This window comes from Anaerolineales bacterium, from assembly GCA_015075725.1.
Classification (GTDB): domain Bacteria; phylum Chloroflexota; class Anaerolineae; order Anaerolineales; family Villigracilaceae; genus Villigracilis.
Map to the genome: position 1 here is coordinate 2,178,054 of JABTTV010000001.1, position 20,108 is coordinate 2,198,161.

The following is a 20,108-nucleotide window of genomic DNA, read 5'->3' on the forward strand; positions in this document are numbered from 1 at the left end:
GATATAATGGCGCGCATGTATGCTGAATACCACGTCGGAATGACACGCGAGGCGCTTGCTTCCCATTTCAGCGAACGCGCGCTGGAGATCATAATTGCCGCCAATGTCAGGCAGGACGCGCTTCGGAATCAATTCTTTCACGATGAGATCCATTACGATAACAATGCCTTTGACAAAGGTGACCGCTATATCAACGAGCAGCGCGGGTATGTGCTTGCAACATTACTGTCACCCGGTATCCTCGGCGCATGGATTGCGTTTGGGCGATTGCTTCATACCGCTCAGGATTTCTACGCCCACAGCAATTATGTGACTCTCTGGCTGGATCAATTCGATGCTGCGCCTCCGCCCCCGCCCGAGATCGAACCGCTGAAGCGGGAGCTTGTCAAAAGCCCAAGCCTGCGCTCCGGCAAGATCTATTTTCCATTGGACGCCTTGTATTACTTCAAATTTCTCCGTCCATTCGTTTTGAAGATTTTGCCGAAAGATTCTCACGGCTGGATGAATCTCGACGAGCCCGCGCAGGGACCGAAATTTCCATACGCGATTGCTGCCGCGACCCGGCGCACAACCCATGAGTTCGAACTGCTTCGAAAATTGCTCACCCCCGAAATGTTCGCTAGGTTTGTGGATAAATAATCAATCTTATTAATGTCACGCTGAGAGATAACGAGGCATTTCTGCGATTATCTTGGGAACCCCTCGTGGCGCAAGATGTCACTCAGGGTGACAAACTTTAGGATGATGTTTGTCTACTTTGCCAAACATCATCGCAATATTTTTTACGTAACTCAAGAAAGGTATAATGAACTCATGGATACAAAAGCAAAACTCAATGAAGCAATGAAATCTGCCATGAAGAGCGGAGATGAAGTCCGTAAACGCACCGTGCGGATGGCGCTCGCAGCCGTCAAGCAGGCGGAAGTGGATAAACGCGCCGAACTGGATGACATCACTGTCACAGCCTTGATCCAAAAAGAGGTCAAGAACCGGCGCGAGGCGCTGGAAGAGGCGAAGAAAGCCAACCGCGATGACCTGGTCGCGGATAACGAAGCTGAGATCAAAGTGCTGGAGGAATTCCTTCCCAAAGCCATGCCCGTCGAGGAACTGCGCGCGCTGGTGCAAGCCGCTATCGCGGAAACAGGCGCAATTGCGCCGAGCGATATGGGCAAAGTGATGAAGGCTGTCATGCCAAAAGTGGCCGGCCGCGCCCCCAATGACGCCATCAGCGCGATGGTGAAGGAGCTGCTTGCAAAACAGGACTGAAGCGGCAGAATCCAAAGCCGGAAGATTTTGGATTCTGCCAACGATGAGTCGTTGACTCCGAAGTCCACCTATGACCCAGCGCGCTCCTGTTTCCCGTTCGACCCGCATTTTACAAGCCAGCCTTATCGCTATCGTCAGCCTGGCCTCATTTAGGATTCTCATCTCACCGCTGGGACTCAACCCCAGCCTTGAAACAGTGGGCGAGGGGGATGTGGCGCAAACCACGATTCAATCGCCCCGCGACATCGAATACGTCAGCGAGATCCGCACCGAGGAAGCGCGTAAAGCCGCAGAGAGCGCGGTTCAGCCAGTTTATAGTCCTCCCGACCCCGATATCGCGCGGGAGCAGATCGATCGCCTGCGCACCTCCCTGCAGAACATCACGTCCACCCGGGATAATGTTGAAGCGACTCTGGAGGAAAAGCAGGAGGACCTGCTGGCGTTGAGCGACCTGCGCTTGAAATCCGAAACCGTGAATTTTCTCCTCAACATTTCATCGTCCCGGTGGGATGCGGTCCAGGCGGAAGCCGTCCGTGTGCTAGAACAGGTCATGCGCCGCGCGATTTACGAAGACAGAGTGGTGTCTGCACAGACGGGAATTTCATCCTTCGTCTCCCTGACTTTCAACGAACAACAATCCGAATTGGTGACCGAACTTGTCGCGCCATTTGTGGTGCCGAACAGCTTCTTCAGCCAGGAATTGACGGACGCCGCTAAAAAATCGGCAAGGGATGCTGTCCAGCCGATTGTGCAGACATACAAGGCGGGCGAGACCATCGTTCCCGCCGGTGAGGTCATCACTCCTGCGGATATGGAAGCGTTCAAGCAATTGGGCATGATCCGCCCCGGACAACGATGGGAGGATGTCGCCGCCGCCGGAGCCGTCGTCTTGTTGTGCGCCGCTTTCGTTCCCCTTTATTTCTATCGCCGACCGCGCGCCGGATTCTTGAACGACCGCAAGAACCTGCTTGTCATCTCCCTTATCTTTATTCTTTTCCTCGCAGGTGCCCGCCTCTTCGCGGAGCGGACCCTCGCCCCGTACGGTTATCCCATTCAAGCCGCAGGGTTGTTGTTCACCGCGTTATTCAGCCTCGAGGTGGGGCTGGTCTTTGCGATTCCCCTTGCCATCCTTGCCGCCTTTGGATTGCCCAATTCCTACGACCTGATTCCATATTACATGTTCTCTTCCATAATCGGGCTGCTTGCGCTCGGACCCGCCCGCCGCTTTTGGGGTTTCTTGCGCGCAGGAATCGCCATTTCATTATCGAGCGCGGCGGCATTGTTTGCGTTTCGCATCCCGCTGATCACTCTCGATTGGCTGGGCATCGTTCAATACATTGGTGTGATCGCCTTCGCCGGTTTTTCTTCGGCAAGTATTGCCCTCCTGCTTCAATTCATGCTGGCACAAATGCTCGGTCTCACCACCGCGCTGCAATTGCTCGACATCTCCCGCCCCGATTTTCAGCTCTTGCAATTCTTTTTACGCAACGCCCCCGGCACCTATCAACATAGTCTGCAGGTTGCCAACCTTGCCGAGCAGGCTGCCGAAAAGATCGGCGCGGATCCGCTGCTTACCCGTGTTGGAGCATTGTTCCATGATATTGGCAAGGCGCTCAATCCGAACTTCTTCATCGAAAACCAGGTGCAGGGAAACATCAACGCTCATAAAGAATCCGTTCCCGAGGAAGTTGCTGCCACCATCATCCGTCACGTCACCGACGGCGTGCAATTGGCGAAGAAACACCGCCTTCCGCGCCGCCTGCATGATTTTATTCTGGAACATCACGGCACCCTCATCACGAATTATCAATACAATCAAGCCATGGAAGCCGTGGGCGGCGATGTGACCAAGGTGGACATCGATAAATTCCGTTATCCGGGTCCTCGCCCCACCTCCCGCGAGACGGCATTGCTAATGCTTGCCGATGCCACCGAAGCCCGCGCCCGCGCCGAGCGACCCTCCTCCGACGAAGAACTTCGCGCGCTCGTCACCAGCGTCATCCAGACCGTGCAAAAACACAACCAGCTCGACGACACCCTGCTCACATTGCGCGACCTGAAACTCATCACTGAATCATTCGTCACCACATTGCGCGGAACCTATCATCCGCGTATTCAATATCCCAAAGCCGCTGTGCCGGACCAGGACACAACCCTGCTCACACCGAGAAAATAAAAATGATTCACATCGATAATCAACTGGATTTTCCGGATGCCGCCCTGCTCGAACGCGCCGCATCCTTGACTCTCGAACTCGTCCCGCCTCTCAACGTGGAATTTGAGTTTGACCCTGACCATGCAGACCTTTCCATCGTCCTGACCGATGACCGCCACCTTCATGAGTTGAATCTCGACTACCTCGGCGTGGACTCGCCCACAGACGTGCTCTCCTTCCCTGCCGCCGAAATCGACCCTGAAACCGAGGATTTATACCTTGGCGATATCGCCATCTCCATTCCGCGGGCAAGGCAGCAGGCGCAGAATGCCGGCCACAACGTGGAAGCGGAAATGCAGCTGTTGGTTGTGCATGGCGTCTTGCATTTGCTCGGCTATGACCACAGCACAGACGTGGAAAAATCCGTCATGTGGGCCGAACAGGCCAAGGTTTTGGAGCAGCTCGGCTTGTCACGAATTCAGATACAGGAATAGTGTGAGAGAATTCTTCCTTTCGCGCATTCGGGCGTTTAGGTATGCGTTTCAGGGTTGGGGATATGTTCTGCGCACCCAGCGCAACATGTGGATCCACAGCCTGATCGCCGCGGTCGTATTTTTTCTGGGTTTGTGGTTGAGATTATCGTTGCAGGAGTGGGCGATCATTACGCTCACCGCCGCGTTGGTATTCACTGCCGAATTCATCAATACATCCATCGAAGCCATCGTGGACCTCGCCACCGAGGAGCATCATCCCCTCGCCAAGATCGGCAAAGACGTCGGCGCCGCCGCAGTTCTGGTAGCCGCCCTGGCTGCCATCATCGTCGGTTTCCTGGTCCTCGGGCCGCCTTTGTGGCAAAAGCTCATTTCGGTTTATGATTTCTGACGCTTCGGCAGCCTCGGCACAAGTTTACGATTGTACGCTTCCCTTCCACTTTCTACCTTTCACATATTCCCTCTTTAACTTGGAATCTGCTACCTGCAACTTGAAACTTCCCTTGGAGCCCCCATGACCTTATCTTTCAACTTTGGCACTGTTGGTTCGCCCACTGGCACGCCCAAGAAACCTGGCGGGACAGTTGGCGCGATCGCGTTCAGCAAAAGCATCGGCTTGGATGCTCTCGAATTGGGCTGGGTGCAATCGGTCCGCGTGAGCGAGGCGACTTGCGCGCTGATCAAAGCGGCTGGGGAGGAAAATTCCGTCGCGTTGAGCGTCCACGCGCCGTACTTCATCAACCTGAACGCGGAAAAGGATGAGTGGCCCAAATCCCGCAAGCGTCTGATGGACGCGGCTCATTACGGATATCTTGCCGGTGCGACCGATATTATTTTTCACCCCGGCTCATATTTTGGGAACGACCCCGCCGAAGTGTTGAAGGTCGCCATCCCGCGCCTTGAAGGATGCGTGAAGGAACTGCAAAAGAACGGAGACAACGTGACCCTGCGGCCCGAGACGATGGGCAAGTCCGCCATGCTCGGCTCGTTCGAAGACGCGCTTGCGATGAGCAAGGCGATGGATATGGTCCAGCCGTGCATGGATTTCGCCCATCTCCACGCCCGCCCCGGCGACGGCTCGATGAATACGTACGATGAATGGTCGCGCCTTTTGGAACGATACGGGAAAAATCTTGGAAACAATTCATTGAGGAACCTGCACATCCATCTCTCGGGCATCGAGTACGGACCGAAAGGGGAGAAGAACCACCTCACGCTGAAAGAAGCGGATTTGGATCTGAAAGCCCTGTTCAAAGCATTGAAGGAGTTCAACTGCGGCGGGCGCATTCTTTGTGAGAGTCCGATCATGGAGGAGGATGCGTTGACGATGAAGAAGGCTTGGATGAAAACCAGTGGGGAAAAAGGAAAGTAGGAAGATTTGTTAAGGAAAGTAGAAAGATTTGTTATTGGAGGTAATAGAAAAAGCGCCTCCGATCTCTCGGAGGCGCTTTCCACACTTCGAGGGCGCAGTTAGCGCAACTCAGTGAATGCTTTCCACTTGCTGCCCTTCGATTTTGCTCAGGGCAGGCTTTCTACTTGCTCAACCCGACGTTGATCTCGTTCAGATCCGGGTCGTTGGGACCGGCGACAAGGTTATCGGCAAACGAGTCGTAGTAACCCTGCGCTGCGAAGACGAGAGTGAACTCCACTCCGCGCGGGATGCCGGTGATCTTGTACTGCCCGTTCGCGCCGGTTTCGAGGAAGGCTTCGACGTAGCTTTCGTTGTAATTCGTCGCAGCCCATTCATCGTACGTTGTGCCGGGCGAGAGCACAAAGACATATGCGCCAGAGATCGGGTTGTTCGTCGCAGCGTCGTAGATCAAACCGTACACGGTGACGGTATCTCCGCTCGAAGGCGTTGAGGGTTGTTGTCCGCCTCCACCTCCACTGCCGCTGACCGTCACCTTCGAGGAATTGCCCATCGGGGTCATTGCATCGCCTGCGTACAACTCGAGGCGGTAGGTTCCATCGGGCATCGGTTTGCCTTCGTTGGGCAGGAAGGTGCCGAACAGGCCGCTTTCGCCCCATTCCCAGGCGTAACTGTATTCTGCGACCTTTTGGTCGTTCAAATACCAGTATTCCACCAGCGCTTCGCCGTTTGTCATGCCGCTGTATTCGAACCCGGCGGCGATGCACAGTATCTGACCCTGATAGGCGTTGAGTGTATCGTTCGACCAGTCGCATTGCTGGGCTGTGCTGGGAGAGGTATCCAACCACACCCAGCCAGAGGCGGATTCTGAGCCGCCTCCCGGGTTGCTGACCGTGCCGGGCAGCGAAAATGGACTCGTATATTGTTTACCTCCCTGAGCCGCCTGAATCAGCGGAAGGGCGAGGTTGACAGGGCGGATGCCGTTAAGGAAGCCTCCGATTGGAACGCAGCTATCGTTCTGGTCCACGACTCCGTCGCCGTTCGTATCTTGTACCTGCCGGCAATCGGAGGTTTCCGATTCGCGGCTGGCGGCTGCGATTGTCGGCACGCCGATGATGTTTCCGTTATTATCCGCGGCAAGTCCGCCGGAATTTCCACCGGAGATGGTGGTATCCGTTTTTATCCATGCCCGGTCGCCGATCTGGTCTTCTGAAGAAAAGCCCGAAACGGTTCCCTTCGTGAAGGTGATGGTATTGCCGCCAATGGAGGGGAAGCCAAAGATATTGAGATCGTCGCCGACGTGAATATTATCCGAGTTGCCCATGGGTACATAGGGCAGGTTCAGGCTGTTCGGATCCACCGCTGTGCCGTTGACGGAAGCCGTGATCTGGATGACGGCAAGGTCGAGAAAGCCATCTACGGCGCGGACCTCGGCGATATACGAAGGTACAGCCGGTTTATCCTCCGATACGATGATTGCAACCCCGAGCGCATCCGGCTCGCTCTCCGGCTCACCCTGCGAGGCAGGGCTGGCGACATGCGCATTCGTCAAGATCATGCCGGAGGGGGTAAGGATCGTTCCTGAGCCGACATAACCGGGGACAAGTTCCCCGCCTTCGTTGAACAAACCGAAGATCTGCACTGTGGCAGCGATCAGATTCGCGCGGGTTCCCGAGGTTAATTCGCCTGCTTGGCTGGGCGGTGAGTCTGAAGGCGTAATCGGGGTGATCGGTTCCACCGCCGGGGTTGCCGCCTGGCATGCCAGCGCGGCAACGGCAAGGATGGATATGAATACCAGGAATGGTTTGAGGGATTTTGGTTTCATGCCTGCCTCATTTTATGAAAAATTCAGGGACTGCAGGAAGCGATAGAATCTTCCAAGATCGAGGTCGTAATTATCCTCATCGGCTTGGAAGGAAACGACGATGGCGCGCTCCCCGCTCAAATAGACGAAATCGGTCCCGCGCACCACGCTGGGAATCGATGCATGGGTCACATCCGGATTCGATTCCACGTACACATAACTGATCATGTAAGCGTTACGACCGTTGATATCCCTGACCTCCTGCTGGTCCAGCATGTTGAAGCCAAGCAGGCTTTGGGCGTGATCCAACGCCACAAGACTCGCAACTTCGGAGGCGGTCGCTTCGGAGGTGATTGCGATCTGGCGAACCAGATAGGTTGTTCCGAATCCGGCGGAATTTCTATCCACAGCGCGGAACAACACATCACCGGATGGATCGTAATTCAACCAACCTTTTGGGGCTTGAGCGCTGATGCCCTCCGTCTCGAACGGGACCGATGCATTTTCCACGCTCGATTTGTAAAACCACCCTGCCGCAAGCGCGACCACGGTCACGAGAACGACGGTGATCTCCGCAAAGCGATCACCGAGTGAACCTTGTTTATTAGCCATGTTTGCTCTCCTACTTTCCTGCCTGCAGGGATTTGATACTGCGGCGCACCAGCCAGAGAATGACCCCTGTAGTTGCCAGGGCAACAACTGCCGCAAGGACGAGCCCCATCCATGTGGGGGTGGTGGAGCCGCTCAGGGTAATGGTCGGTTGGGTGACGATGACTTGCAGCCAGGTGAAGATGCCATTGAAGACCGCCGCCAGCGTGATGCCGAGGGGCATCCACCAGACCGGCTCGGATTCGAACTTGGCGCGCCCGAGGAAATAACCCGTGATGCCCGAGAAAGCCGCCTGCGCCAGAGCAACCACCGCAATGCGGATGATGCCCGCGCCCAAATCCACGCCTCCGTTCGAGACGACGAAGTTGATATTCAACACTGTGGCATATCCCAACCCCGCGGCTGTGGCGTAGATCACGCCGTCAGTGGGTTCGTCGAACTCCTCCGAGTTGTAGATGCTGTAACGGACCGCGGCATATTTCAGGTATTCCTGGGTAAAGCCCACCACGAGGATGCCGCCCACGATCTTGGACAGTGTGTCGGTATAAAGCCAATGCGAGATACGGAAAAGATTATCGGTGAACGGGATTCCCACCGCCGCCGCGAACAAGCCTCCGAGTGCGAACACCCCCAGCACAAAGCCTTTCGGTTCAGGCTCTGCCCTGTCCTGCATATAGAAGAACGTCAGCCAAATAAATGCGGGGACAAGCGCAAGGAAAACCCCCGTCAGCAAGAGCGTGGACGGCGTAAACTGCGGGTTGAGAGCGCCGTCCAGGGCATAGACGAGGGCGACGAACGCACACAAGCCGACGATCAGCAGAATCTCGTCCCGCCAGACGTGCTTCCGTTCATGAATTGCCTTGGATTCATTCATGGAAATTCTCTCCTTTACTGGTAGTTGGATACCTTCATCATATTGAATATATAGGGAATCGTCAATAGCCGATATGCCGGAAACCGGTTTGGGTGTGGGATCGGCTCATAGACGGGCGGTCAGCCCAAAGTCGGAAGGGAGAAGCGAGAACATGTACGCGTCGTAGATCTGTTCCCGCACGGTCATGCGGTTAAGCAAAATCCCCTCGTCATGCGCTCCGATCTTTTCGGCAACGCGCCTGCTGGCTTCGTTCCCGACAGCGATGACGATCTCGGCGCGGATGGCGCCCGCTTTCTCGAAGGCGAATTTTGCCGCAAGTTTTGCGGCACGGCCCGCATAGCCGTTTCCATGGCGGGAAGTACGCACCCAATATCCGAGATTGCAAAATTTATAGATAGGATGGAAGTGGCTCAAGCCGCAGCCGCCAATGATTTGATTCGTTTCCGCGTTCGTAAGCGCAAATGCATACAAGGATCCGCGGGACCACTCGGCACGTGAAACGGCAATGTAATCACGCGCTACATCGACGGTATATTGTTCAGTTGCCCAGGACATCCAGGGCTTGAGTTCCGGCAGGGATTCATGCACAGCGTTGTAAAGCTCGCCTTCCTCCCCGAATTCGAAAGGCCGCAGGGTGACGACTCCGTCGTTGAGTTTTACAAATGGGAACATAAAAGTGTCAAAAAGAAAAAGAGACACATCGTCACAAAGTTGTGTTCCGTGTCTCCATTTCTTCCGGTATGGGGTCGATCAGGATATGTAATCCCTCAAGTTGTGTTCCACCGCGTAGGCGGCCGCCTCGGCGCGGTTGTTCACATTCAACTTCGAGAGAATGCTCGAAACGTAGTTGCGCACCGTTCCTTCGCCAAGGAAGAGATTCTTGGCGATCTCGCGGTTCGTCTTTCCTTCCGAGACGAGAAGCAGGACGTGCTTTTCCTGCTGGCTGAGATGAGCGAATGCCGACGCCTCTTCTTCTTTGACAGCGCGCCTCACTTCCTGAAAAACGCGCTGGGTGACAGCGGGATCGAGCAGGGCTTCACCTCTGCCCACCGATTCGAGCGCCTTGATCAGGTCTTCGCTCCCGATCTGCTTGAGGATATAGCCGGACGCTCCCGCGCGAATTGCCGAGAATAGCATCTCATCCTCCGCATAGGAGGTCAGCATGATGACCTTTGTATTGGGAAATTGGTTGACGATCTGCTCGCAGGCTTCGATGCCGGAGGTGCCCGGCAGGCGGATATCCATAACGACCACATCGGGTTTGAGAGACGCCGTCTGTTCGAGCGCTTCGCGCGCTGATCCCGCCTCGCCAACTACATCGAAGTGGGGATGTCGTTCAAGGAGCGACTTCAGCCCGAGCCTGACCACCTCATGATCGTCCACCAGGATGATTCTCTGTTTTTTCATAATGGGCATTATTTTACCCTAGGAAATAGGAAAAACGGGCAAAAATTATTGATTTTAGGCGTCTTTCAGCCCTGCCAGGTGCTCCTCGGTGTGTGCGAGACTGCGTTCCACCCAAAGTTGCAGGGTCAGGTCCTTGCCAAGCGCCTCATGTTGACTCTGACGCGACCACACTTCCTGCGGCACGGAGTTGAGCAGTCCGGTCACTTCGACGATGCCTGCCCAAAACTCATCCAGGATTTTTCCAAGCGGCTCATCGTAATTGTAGTGTGCTGCCATCCAACCGTCGGGATCGAAGTTTTTGAATAACGGATTTTCCTCCTTCAAGGTCCGCCGGATGCGCATGCCGTACACTTCGCGGTCGATTCCGCGCACATGAAAAGCGATTTGATGAGGTGTCCATTCGCCTTCCGTGCTCGAAAATGGATCCTTGGCGGTGCGGCATGCTTCGCAAAGTTCGGCTGACGCTTCGCGCAAGCGCGCCAGTAATTTTTCTCGATATTCCATCAATTCCTTCATGATTCCTCCGGCGCTCTTGCGCCTCTTCAACGGCTCGGCCCTGTGCCTAATTACAAATCGGTATCGAATCGGGGTTTGCGTTCGCGTTCAACGCCATGCCAAAATACGGGGATGGATCATAGGTATTCTCTATCTCGAGTTCGTTCAGGAACTTCCCAAAACCATCGTCCTTGACGATGGAGATATGCAGATGCACACCGACCGGACTTCCAGGCTCGCCGGAAAAATTTCCCTGATAGCCGAGAAAAGTCCCAGCCTCGACGAAAACCTCCGTTGCCCCTTGCGGGAATTGCTCCGAGACGAATGAATTGCCGGACGCATCAGCCATGTGAGTATAGTACACCCAAATTTGACGGGACGGATCGAGCGGGTCCTGAGGTACGCGGATAATGACCGTTGATTTCCAATCTTCCATGCGGGAAAGGTAACCGGCGTAAGCGGCGACGATGGGCGTCACCCCGACTTCCGTTCCGCCGAAGATATCCAATCCGCTGTGGCGATGACCGGGGCGGAAAGAATCGTCCCAAATGAAACCGATCAGACCGTTGGTAGGGAAAATGAACGGGGCATTGCCGCATTTGGAACCGATTGTCATCATCAACTCGGGGCGTGAGGCTGGGTCCCTGAACCAGGCAAAGGTCTGGGAAGTTCGAGCCGCGGCTTTTCCGCGCCCGAAGGTGAAGAAGAGATAGATGCCTGCGACGGCAACCGCCACAGGGATTGCGATCGGGATAATTTTTTTGAGCATCCGCAGGATTATAAATGGAATGAGAAAATCCGATGTTTCGATGGCTGCAGCATATCAAAGGTGATAAATATTATCTAAAAGCTACTTGAACACCCCTTATAAAATTGCTAAAATGAACATGATAGTTTTTGTATTTTGAATTTTTAGCAATATTATTGCGCCCTGTGCAAGAGAAGTTTCTCTACAATTCTCTGAAGCCCCGAAAAGGCAAACTCATCGTAAGGTGAGGGCGCAAAGTCATGGATCCCGTTCTTGCGGGACCGCCAGACCGCCGAAGGCATATCCGCTTCGGCGGTTTTGTTTGGGAAGTTTTTCCAATCAATCTCTTCCTATCTCATGAAACAAAAATAAATGTCATTCCAAGTGTCGGTAGACAAAGATGGAAAGGAGATGAAAAAATCGGCTATACCTAATGACAATCCGATCGAACATAAAACCAAAATACTTGAGGAGATGCAAAATGAAGAAAATGTGGTTGAAAATTTTCGTCAAGACTGTTGTTGCGGCTTTGATCCTTGCTGTTTCCGCCGTCCCATCCCAGGCTACTTCTAATGCAAGGACCGATGGCAAGGGTTTCTCGATTGTCTCACTTCAACCCGATGTGGTACAGCAAATGCGCGCCCAAGGGAAGAAGATTACCTATCCAATCCCCAACACAGCCAATAAAGGCAAGAAATTCAATCCGGAAGGCGACGTAATTCTACCTATTCCAACTGCTGATGAACAGAATGTACTTGTACTGTTTGCAGAATTTACGACCCCTCCTCCCGGCGGTCCTGCAACGAGGTTAGATTTGGGGGACTATTTCGACCCAATGTTATTTGGCACGGTCTATGATCCACCGGAATATGCGGCTTTTTCTGGCTATCCAAAGGATCGTACCCTTTATAACTACTATAAGGAGGTTTCATACGGCTACATTGAGATTACTACCCAGAACATGCCTAGCGACATGAATTGGACAAACGTTGGGCATCCGTATGACTACTATACCAAGGCCGATGGCATCCATGATAACGGCTTTGGGCCGTATCCAGAGAATGTTCAGGGAATCGTTCTTGATGTTGTCAGAGCAGTTGATCCCTATGTTGATTTCAGTGTTTATGCAGTCGATGGCGTAGTTCCCAACCTGTTCATTGTATATGCAGGCACAGGAGCCGAATGGAGTGCCGACCCGAGCCTTATCTGGTCGCATAGTTGGGATCTCAAAGAAGGCACTGGCCTTACAGATGGTGACCTGACCTTTGACGGCGTCAAGATCAATAATTATGCCATGATGCCCGAAGTCGGTGGCGATGTAACCGGATATACAGGTGTGGTAAGTGGTCCTTTCCCGCCCACTGTTGGTGTGTACGCCCACGAATATGGACATGTCCTTGGCCTGCCCGATCAATATGATTACGGCTACGAGTCGGATGGCACGGATGTGTACAGCCTGATGGCGGGCGGCAGTTGGAATCGCTACCCCAGCGATCGGATTTTCTCCGGCAATTCACCTGCTCATTTGGATGCTTGGAGCAAATATATGCTCGGGTTCGTGACGCCTGTTGAAATCACATCAACATCAAGCCTCACCCTGCTTCCAGCAGAGACAAATGCCATTGCCTACAAGATGGTGGTACCAAATTCAGGGGGCAAGGAATACTTCCTGTTCGAGAACCGCCAGGCCATCGGTTTCGATCAAGGTCTGCAGCGTTTTGGGACTCATGGTTTGGCGATCTACCACGTAGACGATACAGTCTTCACTCGCAACTACTGGCGTCCGAACGAGGCTGAGAACTGGAAGGAGTTCCGCTCGGAGGGTTGGCGCAAAGCCTGGACCGATGAGACACATTATGGCATTTCGATCATTCAGGCAGACGATCAGTGGGACTTGGAGCATGCTGTTTATTACCTGAGCCCATTCTCCTCGCTTGCTGGCGATTTGTACCCCGGACGCCTCGGAAAGACGGAATTTAGCAGCTACACAAAACCCAACAGCAGCAATTACTACTTCTGGAGCGGTTCTGATCCAAAGTATGGATACTCCGGTGTTACAGTCAAGAACATTCAGGAAAGCACAGAAGGGATTATCACCGCAGACTTCTCCTTCGTTCCTTGGACGCCCAAGAAGAAATAGCTTTGCGAGGATCCCCCGCCCTGTCAACTTGAATAACCATAGAGTCACATGCAATCAACATTCAGGCCTCCCCAAGCGGGGGGTCTGAATGCTTTTCTACACCTGTAACAAAGGTATTGGGAAATAAAAAGCTTGGAAGGCAATAACTAGCTCTTAACGAAATGACTCCGATTATTATTAGCTACGACGAACATACCATATCGAAAACGGAAAACCCCGCGAAATGCAGGCAAAATTCGCAATGCCAGCGGGAATCGATCTGCGTTTGGCGGTTATGACAAGGTTGTGTCTAATGTTTGGAGCATCCCTGCTTCGGAGGATTCAACCCTCTACCAGCCATACAGTCTGCTGGTAAACGGAGTGGAATGCGCCGACAGGCAGTGACCTGAAGTTATGACAATCTGGCATATCACAGGAGTCATGTAATAGGTCGCATTCAACAAGCGAATGATCCCCCGCATATTTTCTGCGGGGGATTTTCTTATGGAAATCCTATCCAACGTTATTCTTTTTCTTACACTCCAAAAATAAACTGGGACCAATTCGATAAACCAATAAAAATGGAGATCAACCATGACACTTTATTTGCAAACCCGCCCGTTTCAATATGCTTATCCGTTTTCACGCCGCCTGGTGCGCCGACGTACAGGGCAGCCTTCCGTCCGCGCGCTGGATGTGAACATCCGCGAAGAGGATGATGCTTACATTCTCTCCGCCCTCGTGCCCGGCTTGAAGGCGGAAGACTTGAACATTCAGGTGCTTCAAGACATCGTCACCATAGAAGGTGAATTCAAGGATGAGGAAGCATCTTATCTCATGAATGAACTTCCGCGCGGGGCTTTCCGCCGCAGTTTGAGATTGCCGTCTGAAATCGATTCAGGCAAGGTCGAAGCGCGAATCGCCGACGGCGTCCTGACGCTGATCCTTCCCAAGGCGGAATCCGCCAAGCCGAAGAAGATTCAGGTGGAAGTTCGCTAAACCATTCAGGTCATGTTTGGTTCACCGAGAGCCAAGCATGACCTGTTCTGTTTCCCGTTATAATTCCGGGACTCTTTGTTCCGGAGAATTCTGTGCGTGTAAAACAATTACTTTTTGTATTCCTGATCCTTTCGTTACTGACCGCATGCCGGGGAAATGGTTCAACGGAAGTCGCTCCGCCGACGGTCGTCCCGTCTCATACCCCGCCGCCGTCTGCCACACCTATATCGACCTTGTCCACGCCGCTTGCCCTTCTCATCCTCCCTGCGGACATGGATAAGGCAACTTCAGACCTGTATCAAAAAACCGTTTACGATCTCGCGCTTGCCTCCGGTTTCCGGTTCCAGGTCCGTAATGGAATTACGCCGCAAGACCTTGTCGACCCGACATTAAAAGTCGTCATTGCATTGCCGCCCGATCCGGGTATTGCGAATTATGCGCCGACCGCGCCGAACGTCCAATTCCTCGCAGTGAACATTCCCAATTTGAATGCAGGCGGCAATATCAGCGTGCTTGCGCCGAGCAACGAAGTCGAATTGCCTGCTTTCCTTGCCGGGTACACGCTGGCGATGCTCCTCGATGAATATCACCTTGGCATGTTGTATCCAGACGGCGACCAGAATGCGCTGGCGGCGCTCAACGCTTTTAATAACGGGATGCGTTATTACTGCGGCTTGTGCGACGGAATCTATATCGATCTGGTGACTTATCCTGCTGTGCTGGCGATTCCACCAAATGAAGACCCCGGGAAATTCGGCGGTTATGCCAATGTGTTGATCAACGACAAGGATGTGGATGGGCTTTATATCTATCCATCCCTTGCGAGCGATGATTTCCTCTCTTATGTGGGAACCCAGGGTGCTTATCTGATCGGGGTCTCGCGCCCCGAGCCGCGACCCGGCGGGTGGGTGATGACCATCACGCCCGACACCATCAAAGCGATTCAAACCGCCTGGCCCCAATTGATCGCTGGGCAGGGGGGGCAAAGCGTTCAATCCCCGCTCGGCATCGAAGATGTGGATACAGGGATTCTCAGCGAAGCCAAACTCCGCCTCGTTCAGGAGACGCTGGATGCCCTGATCGCGGGGCGTATCCGTACGTCCAATCCATGAAAAAAAGTGACGGACGAACAGCCCGTCACTTTTTTATGTAAGTGACTCGGCCGATTGCCTGCGGGGAACGAGCCACTCCTGACGTGCCAGCCACGTAAGAGATTTTATAAGCAAAGCCATCGGACTGATGGAGGCGGAAAGGGTTTCATCCACACCGGCACGGTGATACTCGAGCAGGTCCGGGTTTTTGACGCTGGAATCGATCATCAGAAGTGTGCCATCGGTCGTGGAACGCAGTTCCCGGCAAAGATTCAAACGTTCACCATCGGGCATCTCCACATCGAGCAGGATCAAGGCGGGGGAGAGGTCGCGGGCAGAAGTGACACCCTCGCGTGCTGTAGCTACCGGGAACACGCGGCAGTTCCTCTGAGCGAAGAGTTCTTCCCATACCCGCACCATTTCGGCATCCTGCGAAATGATGAGGATGCGGTGGGGTTCGTTCCGATCGGATGCGGTTTTTTCTACAGCCATATCAACCTCTTTATTATTGTGTCGCGCCAACTGTCGAAAAAGGTTCGTCTCCCTCAAATGTCCCGCTTGACGGCTCTCTATTTCACATGATAAACTCACGCTACCTGAAAAAGGAATTCGAAGGAAAGGAGCGCACTGCCGAATGTTTATGTTCAAGTTCTACATCCCTCTTGCCGCCAGCGTTGCTGGAGATGGCCGTAGTGCGCCTGTTCGTCGTTAGGTCTTATCGAACCCTGCGACCACGGCGCGTCTGAAGCCCGTGGTCGTTTTTGTTTAAGTGCCTGAAACGGTCACGGGAGTTATCCTTGTGACCGTTTTGTTTTGTAAGGAAGGAAATCATGTTTACGATTGAAACCGGGTTAACAGAAGCCCAGGATGTGCTTTTAGGTCCGATCGATCACGACGCGCATCCCGCCATCGAATCCCGCTGGACGCATGACGCCGAATTCATGCGCCTGATGGAATTTACGACGACCCGCCCGCTTTCGCCTGCCCTGGTGAAGGAACAATATGAGGCGATCGAAGAGGAAATGTTGGAACAGAAAACTCTGTTCTACTTCCCCATCCTTGCACGCGAGGACAACCGACTCATCGGCAAGGCGTTGATCGAATATGTGGATTGGTCGAGCGGCAACGGATACATCCGCCTCGGGATCGGCGAAGCAGAATCCCGCTGCAAAGGCTATGGGAGCCAGGCGTTGAGTTTGCTGCTCCGTTTTGCGTTCGATGAATTGAATTTGTTCCGCGTCACTGCCGTGGTGCCCGCCTATAACAACTGCGCGACCCACCTTTTCCAAAAATTCGGATTCATGGAGGAGGCGCGCCGCCGAAAAGTCCTTTTCCTTGATGGAGAATTTTGGGATGTCATCGGCTTCGGCTTGCTGAACGCGGAATGGCGCGAATCAATTGCAGGATGAGTGGAACGAGAGGAAATCTGATGAAAAACAACACGCTTCAAAACCTTAACCTGAAACTGCGCGCCCCGACCTGGTCGGATGTCAGCGCTGTGGCAGACTTAATCTACACGGTGTGCGAAGCTGACGGCGATGTGACCGTCGCCACATCGCCAGAGGCGTTGGAACATTCCTGGCGCGAAGAAGGATTCACCCTCGAGACCGACGCCTTTATTGTCGAGGATGAAAACGGACGCGTGGTCGGTTATGAAGAGCTCTACAATGAAAAAGCGTTCGCCCATTTCAACGCGGATGGGTATATTCACCCGAATTTCAAAGGATTGGGGATCGGCACAATGTTGCTGGGTCGCGCTGAAGAACGCGCCCGCGAAATGATGAATCTCGCCGACCCCGACCTTCGTGTTTATCTCCATTCCACCACCGACGGGCGCGATCAAACAGGACAGGAACTTCTTGAAAACCTGGGTTTTTCTTCCATCCGTCATTTCTGGCGGATGGAGATAAAACTTGATGCTCCGCCTGCTTTTGCTCTTCCCGAGGGGATCGAATTGCGCCCCTTCGAAAAAGAGAAACATGCCAGAATGATCTGGGAAGCGGACAACGAATCTTTCAGCGAACATTGGGGAAGCCACGATTCAACTTTCGAGGAATGGTCTTTTCGAAAACTGGAACGGCCCGAATTCGACCCATCCCTCTGGCTGGTTGCCTGGGATGGCGGCCAGATCGCAGGCTTCTCCCAGAATCGCTTTCGGATGGGTATCGGTTGGGTGGGCACGCTCGGCGTCCGCAAGCCATGGCGCCAAAAAGGATTGGGCTTGGCGCTGCTCCACGCATCCTTTGCCGATTTTTATCGGCGGGATATGAAGACAGTAGGCTTGGGCGTGGATGCCTCAAACGCCACAGGCGCGACCCGCTTGTATCAACGGGCTGGCATGCACATTGCCAGCGAATTTGTCACCTACGAAAAGGAACTTCGCCCCGGGCGAAGCTTTGAAGAAGACTAAGAGGACACCATGAAGGAAAAGCTAGCAACACAAATCGAATTGCCTGAGGGGTTCACCGTCCGCGGCGCGACCCTGGCCGATGCCGGTGCTGCAACCGAAATGTTCAATGTCTGGATGCAGCGCATCGCCGGGCAGGATGACCTCGCCGATGCGAACATTTTGCGCGAGGATTGGGAAACGCCTCAATTCGACCCCGAGCGGGATATCCGCCTCGTTTTCTCCCCAAAGGGACAGTTGGTCGGCTACATCGAGGTCTGGACCACATCCAAACCGCCGGTCCACCCATGGATCTGGGGGCGCGTCCACCCGGACTTCGGTGGATTGGGAATCGGCACCGCCCTGCTTACCTGGGCTGAAGAACACGCCTCACGCGTCCTGCCGGACCTGGAACCTGACCTCCGATTTGCGCCGCGCACCGGATCATTGCGCATTGCTGAAGGATCAAGGAAATTGTTCGAAGACAACGGCTTCAACCGAATCCGCAGTTCTTTCGAAATGCGCATCGAGATGAACGAAGCGCCTCTCGTCCCAGCCTGGCCCGAGGGGATTACTCTCGAGACCGGGAGCCATGAGGAGATTCCCGCGATCTATACCGCCTTCCGGGAATCTTTCCGTGACCATTTCGGTCATATCGAGGAACCGTTCGAAGAAGGTCTTGCCCGTTTTACCCATTTCATGAAGTCGGATGGGAACGACCCGTCCATGTGGTTCCTTGCCTTCGATGGGGATGAACTTGCGGGAATCAGCCTTTGCCGTCCTGAAGGCTATTCCGAGACGGATATGGGCTGGGTCAACATCCTGGGAGTTCGCCGCCCCTGGCGCAAGCACGGCCTCGGACTGGCTCTCCTCCAGCACAGTTTTGCTGAATTTTACAAACGCGGCAAACGGAAGGCGGGGTTGGGCGTGGATGCGGAGAACCTAACAGGCGCCCTGCGCTTATACGAAAAGGCCGGCATGCATGTGCATTTGGCTTTCGACACCTACGAAAAAACGATTCGCGAAGGGCGTGAAATCAGTGTAGAATCACTGGCAGAATAAGACTTCCGCCGTAAGGAGAGATTCCATGCTGAACCTGCGTTGCCTGTACTGCCAGACCCCCTTCACCGTCGGGCGGGCGGAGATGCTATCCGCGCTGGTAACCATGAACGAAAAGAACCAAAATCATCACGATGCCCACTGCCCGCGCTGCCGGCGCGCCAATTCCATCTCCCGCCAACGGATGGAACTTTTCTTCCCCAATTGGCGCGAGGCCGCCAAGCAAATGGCTTCCATGCCCGCCGCCGAAGGTGTATCCGCCGCCGTTGCCATCAAGACGGAACCACTGCCGCGTCCCCTGAAAAGCGCTGTGGTCAAGACTGCTTCCTCGAAGAAGGCCTCCGCAGTGAACGCGAAGCCATCCCATTCGAAGCGCAGGCGCGCCTCAAAACCTTCCTCTGCGAAAAAGACCAAACCGTCCCCGAAACCTGTTTCATCCAAAGCCTCGAAGGGAACGCCGAAATCGAAATCCAGGAAGAAGTAAATTTAAAATCCCTATGACTTGCCCGCAGGCGACCTAATCTGCCTGCGGGATTTTTTATGAAAAAAGCCATGAACATTCGCGCAGTATTTTTTGATTTCGGCGGGGTCATTCAACGGACCGAATTCCAAGCTCCGCGCCAGCGGTTGGCGCAGCGCTTTGGAATGGATTACGATGATATCGACAAACTTGTCTTTTCCAGTCCCAGTGCCATTCAGGCAACGATAGGCGCAGTTTCTGAATCCGAGCACTGGCAGGCCATTGCGCAAAGGCTGAAGGTCCGTGATGAAGAGATCCAAGAGGTGGAGAAGGAATTCTTTGCCGGGGATATTATCGACCACTCTCTCCTGCAATACCTGAGCACGTTACGTCCGCGGTTCATAACGGGACTGATCAGCAATGCATGGTCCGGGATGCGCGCGTACATCCAAAGACAAAGGATTGCCGGGTCTTTCGACCATCTGGTTATTTCAGCGGAAGTGGGCGCGGCAAAGCCCGAGGCGAGAATTTATCAAATTGCGCTGGAGCAGGCCCAGGTCCGGGCGGAGGAGGCGGTCTTTGTCGATGATGTTGTTGAAAATATCGAAGCGTGCGAACGGGTGGGAATGAAGGGAATCCTGTTCATGAATTCGCAGGATGCGGTCGATCAGTTGGAAAAGATTTTAAGAACATAGTCAATTTATTTGCCTACCCATACAAGAGTGCAAAGCGGATTAATTGACGCATAATGACTTTCAGAAGTATAATTTTGCACC

General features: G+C 53.8%; 23 protein-coding genes and 1 riboswitch. Of the genes, 15 read left to right on the forward strand and 8 right to left on the reverse strand.

Translation table 11 applies throughout. The features are described 5' to 3' along the window. Positions 1-15 precede the first annotated feature (15 nt). From HS100_10570 to HS100_10595, 6 genes are all read left to right on the forward strand, one after another. Positions 16-639, forward strand: coding sequence for a hypothetical protein (locus tag HS100_10570; GenBank protein ID MBE7434351.1), 624 nt, complete (start codon positions 16-18; stop codon positions 637-639). 174 nt (positions 640-813) lie between these two features. Continuing rightward, a complete protein-coding gene (locus tag HS100_10575; GenBank protein ID MBE7434352.1) occupies positions 814-1,266 on the forward strand; it encodes a GatB/YqeY domain-containing protein in 453 nt (150 codons plus the stop codon). A gap of 70 nt (positions 1,267-1,336) precedes the next feature. Continuing rightward, positions 1,337-3,442 carry an HDIG domain-containing protein gene (locus HS100_10580; GenBank protein ID MBE7434353.1) on the forward strand — a complete coding sequence of 702 codons (2,106 nt, stop codon included), beginning with the start codon at positions 1,337-1,339 and terminating at the stop codon, positions 3,440-3,442. A gap of 2 nt (positions 3,443-3,444) precedes the next feature. Next, positions 3,445-3,915, forward strand: coding sequence for an rRNA maturation RNase YbeY (gene ybeY, locus HS100_10585; protein ID MBE7434354.1), 471 nt, complete (start codon positions 3,445-3,447; stop codon positions 3,913-3,915). Next, positions 3,818-4,303, forward strand: coding sequence for a diacylglycerol kinase family protein (locus HS100_10590; protein MBE7434355.1), 486 nt, complete (start codon positions 3,818-3,820; stop codon positions 4,301-4,303). Before ybeY ends, HS100_10590 begins: the two co-directional genes overlap by 98 nt. Positions 4,304-4,426: 123 nt before the next feature. After that, entirely contained in the window at positions 4,427-5,284 is an 858-nt protein-coding gene (locus HS100_10595; GenBank protein MBE7434356.1) for a TIM barrel protein, read from the forward strand. Positions 5,285-5,444: 160 nt separating this feature from the next. Here HS100_10595 and HS100_10600 read toward each other — a convergent pair whose 3' ends face one another. The 7 genes from HS100_10600 to HS100_10630 form a co-directional block, all read right to left on the reverse strand. Next, positions 5,445-7,106, reverse strand: a complete 1,662-nt coding sequence (locus HS100_10600; GenBank protein MBE7434357.1) for a trypsin-like peptidase domain-containing protein — start codon at positions 7,104-7,106, stop codon at positions 5,445-5,447. A gap of 12 nt (positions 7,107-7,118) precedes the next feature. Next, positions 7,119-7,697: a hypothetical protein gene (locus HS100_10605; GenBank protein MBE7434358.1), complete on the reverse strand. Its 579-nt coding sequence runs from the start codon at positions 7,695-7,697 to the stop codon at positions 7,119-7,121. A 10-nt stretch (positions 7,698-7,707) separates the two neighbouring features. Continuing rightward, on the reverse strand, positions 7,708-8,568 hold the full coding sequence (locus HS100_10610; GenBank protein MBE7434359.1) for a PrsW family intramembrane metalloprotease: 861 nt from the start codon (positions 8,566-8,568) through the stop codon (positions 7,708-7,710). A gap of 105 nt (positions 8,569-8,673) precedes the next feature. Further along, entirely contained in the window at positions 8,674-9,240 is a 567-nt protein-coding gene (locus HS100_10615) for a GNAT family N-acetyltransferase (protein MBE7434360.1), read from the reverse strand. A gap of 78 nt (positions 9,241-9,318) precedes the next feature. Beyond that, positions 9,319-9,984 (reverse strand): response regulator transcription factor, encoded by a 666-nt coding sequence (locus HS100_10620; GenBank protein MBE7434361.1) that lies wholly within the window; start codon positions 9,982-9,984, stop codon positions 9,319-9,321. Positions 9,985-10,029: 45 nt separating this feature from the next. After that, on the reverse strand, positions 10,030-10,491 hold the full coding sequence (locus tag HS100_10625) for a hypothetical protein (protein MBE7434362.1): 462 nt from the start codon (positions 10,489-10,491) through the stop codon (positions 10,030-10,032). Between the two features lie 46 nt (positions 10,492-10,537). Then, the gene (locus HS100_10630) at positions 10,538-11,239 is read right to left on the reverse strand and encodes a hypothetical protein (GenBank protein MBE7434363.1); all 702 of its coding nucleotides are present in this window, start codon (positions 11,237-11,239) and stop codon (positions 10,538-10,540) included. A 196-nt stretch (positions 11,240-11,435) separates the two neighbouring features. Next, a riboswitch (cyclic di-GMP riboswitch) is annotated at positions 11,436-11,515 on the forward strand. On the opposite strand from HS100_10630, the gene HS100_10635 reads away from it, so the two are divergent. The 4 genes from HS100_10635 (at position 11,479) to HS100_10650 (ending at position 15,448) form a co-directional block, all read left to right on the forward strand. Further along, positions 11,479-11,652: a hypothetical protein gene (locus HS100_10635; GenBank protein MBE7434364.1), complete on the forward strand. Its 174-nt coding sequence runs from the start codon at positions 11,479-11,481 to the stop codon at positions 11,650-11,652. It overlaps the preceding riboswitch by 37 nt. A gap of 47 nt (positions 11,653-11,699) precedes the next feature. Further along, a complete protein-coding gene (locus tag HS100_10640) occupies positions 11,700-13,358 on the forward strand; it encodes a M6 family metalloprotease domain-containing protein (protein ID MBE7434365.1) in 1,659 nt (552 codons plus the stop codon). A gap of 573 nt (positions 13,359-13,931) precedes the next feature. Then, positions 13,932-14,336: an Hsp20/alpha crystallin family protein gene (locus tag HS100_10645; GenBank protein MBE7434366.1), complete on the forward strand. Its 405-nt coding sequence runs from the start codon at positions 13,932-13,934 to the stop codon at positions 14,334-14,336. 92 nt (positions 14,337-14,428) lie between these two features. Then, complete coding sequence (locus tag HS100_10650) at positions 14,429-15,448, forward strand: hypothetical protein (protein ID MBE7434367.1); 1,020 nt, start codon at positions 14,429-14,431, stop codon at positions 15,446-15,448. 33 nt (positions 15,449-15,481) lie between these two features. Here the strand turns inward: HS100_10650 and HS100_10655 are convergent, their stop codons facing one another. Further along, positions 15,482-15,919 (reverse strand): response regulator, encoded by a 438-nt coding sequence (locus HS100_10655; GenBank protein MBE7434368.1) that lies wholly within the window; start codon positions 15,917-15,919, stop codon positions 15,482-15,484. A 338-nt stretch (positions 15,920-16,257) separates the two neighbouring features. Between HS100_10655 and HS100_10660 the strand changes: the two genes are divergently transcribed. From HS100_10660 to HS100_10680, 5 genes are all read left to right on the forward strand, one after another. Beyond that, a complete protein-coding gene (locus tag HS100_10660) occupies positions 16,258-16,836 on the forward strand; it encodes a GNAT family N-acetyltransferase (GenBank protein MBE7434369.1) in 579 nt (192 codons plus the stop codon). A 20-nt stretch (positions 16,837-16,856) separates the two neighbouring features. Further along, the gene (locus tag HS100_10665) at positions 16,857-17,837 is read left to right on the forward strand and encodes a GNAT family N-acetyltransferase (GenBank protein ID MBE7434370.1); all 981 of its coding nucleotides are present in this window, start codon (positions 16,857-16,859) and stop codon (positions 17,835-17,837) included. 9 nt (positions 17,838-17,846) lie between these two features. Next, positions 17,847-18,875 carry a GNAT family N-acetyltransferase gene (locus HS100_10670; protein MBE7434371.1) on the forward strand — a complete coding sequence of 343 codons (1,029 nt, stop codon included), beginning with the start codon at positions 17,847-17,849 and terminating at the stop codon, positions 18,873-18,875. A gap of 25 nt (positions 18,876-18,900) precedes the next feature. Continuing rightward, positions 18,901-19,356 (forward strand): hypothetical protein, encoded by a 456-nt coding sequence (locus tag HS100_10675; GenBank protein MBE7434372.1) that lies wholly within the window; start codon positions 18,901-18,903, stop codon positions 19,354-19,356. A gap of 68 nt (positions 19,357-19,424) precedes the next feature. Beyond that, positions 19,425-20,027, forward strand: coding sequence for an HAD family phosphatase (locus tag HS100_10680; protein MBE7434373.1), 603 nt, complete (start codon positions 19,425-19,427; stop codon positions 20,025-20,027). Positions 20,028-20,108: the final 81 nt, after the last annotated feature.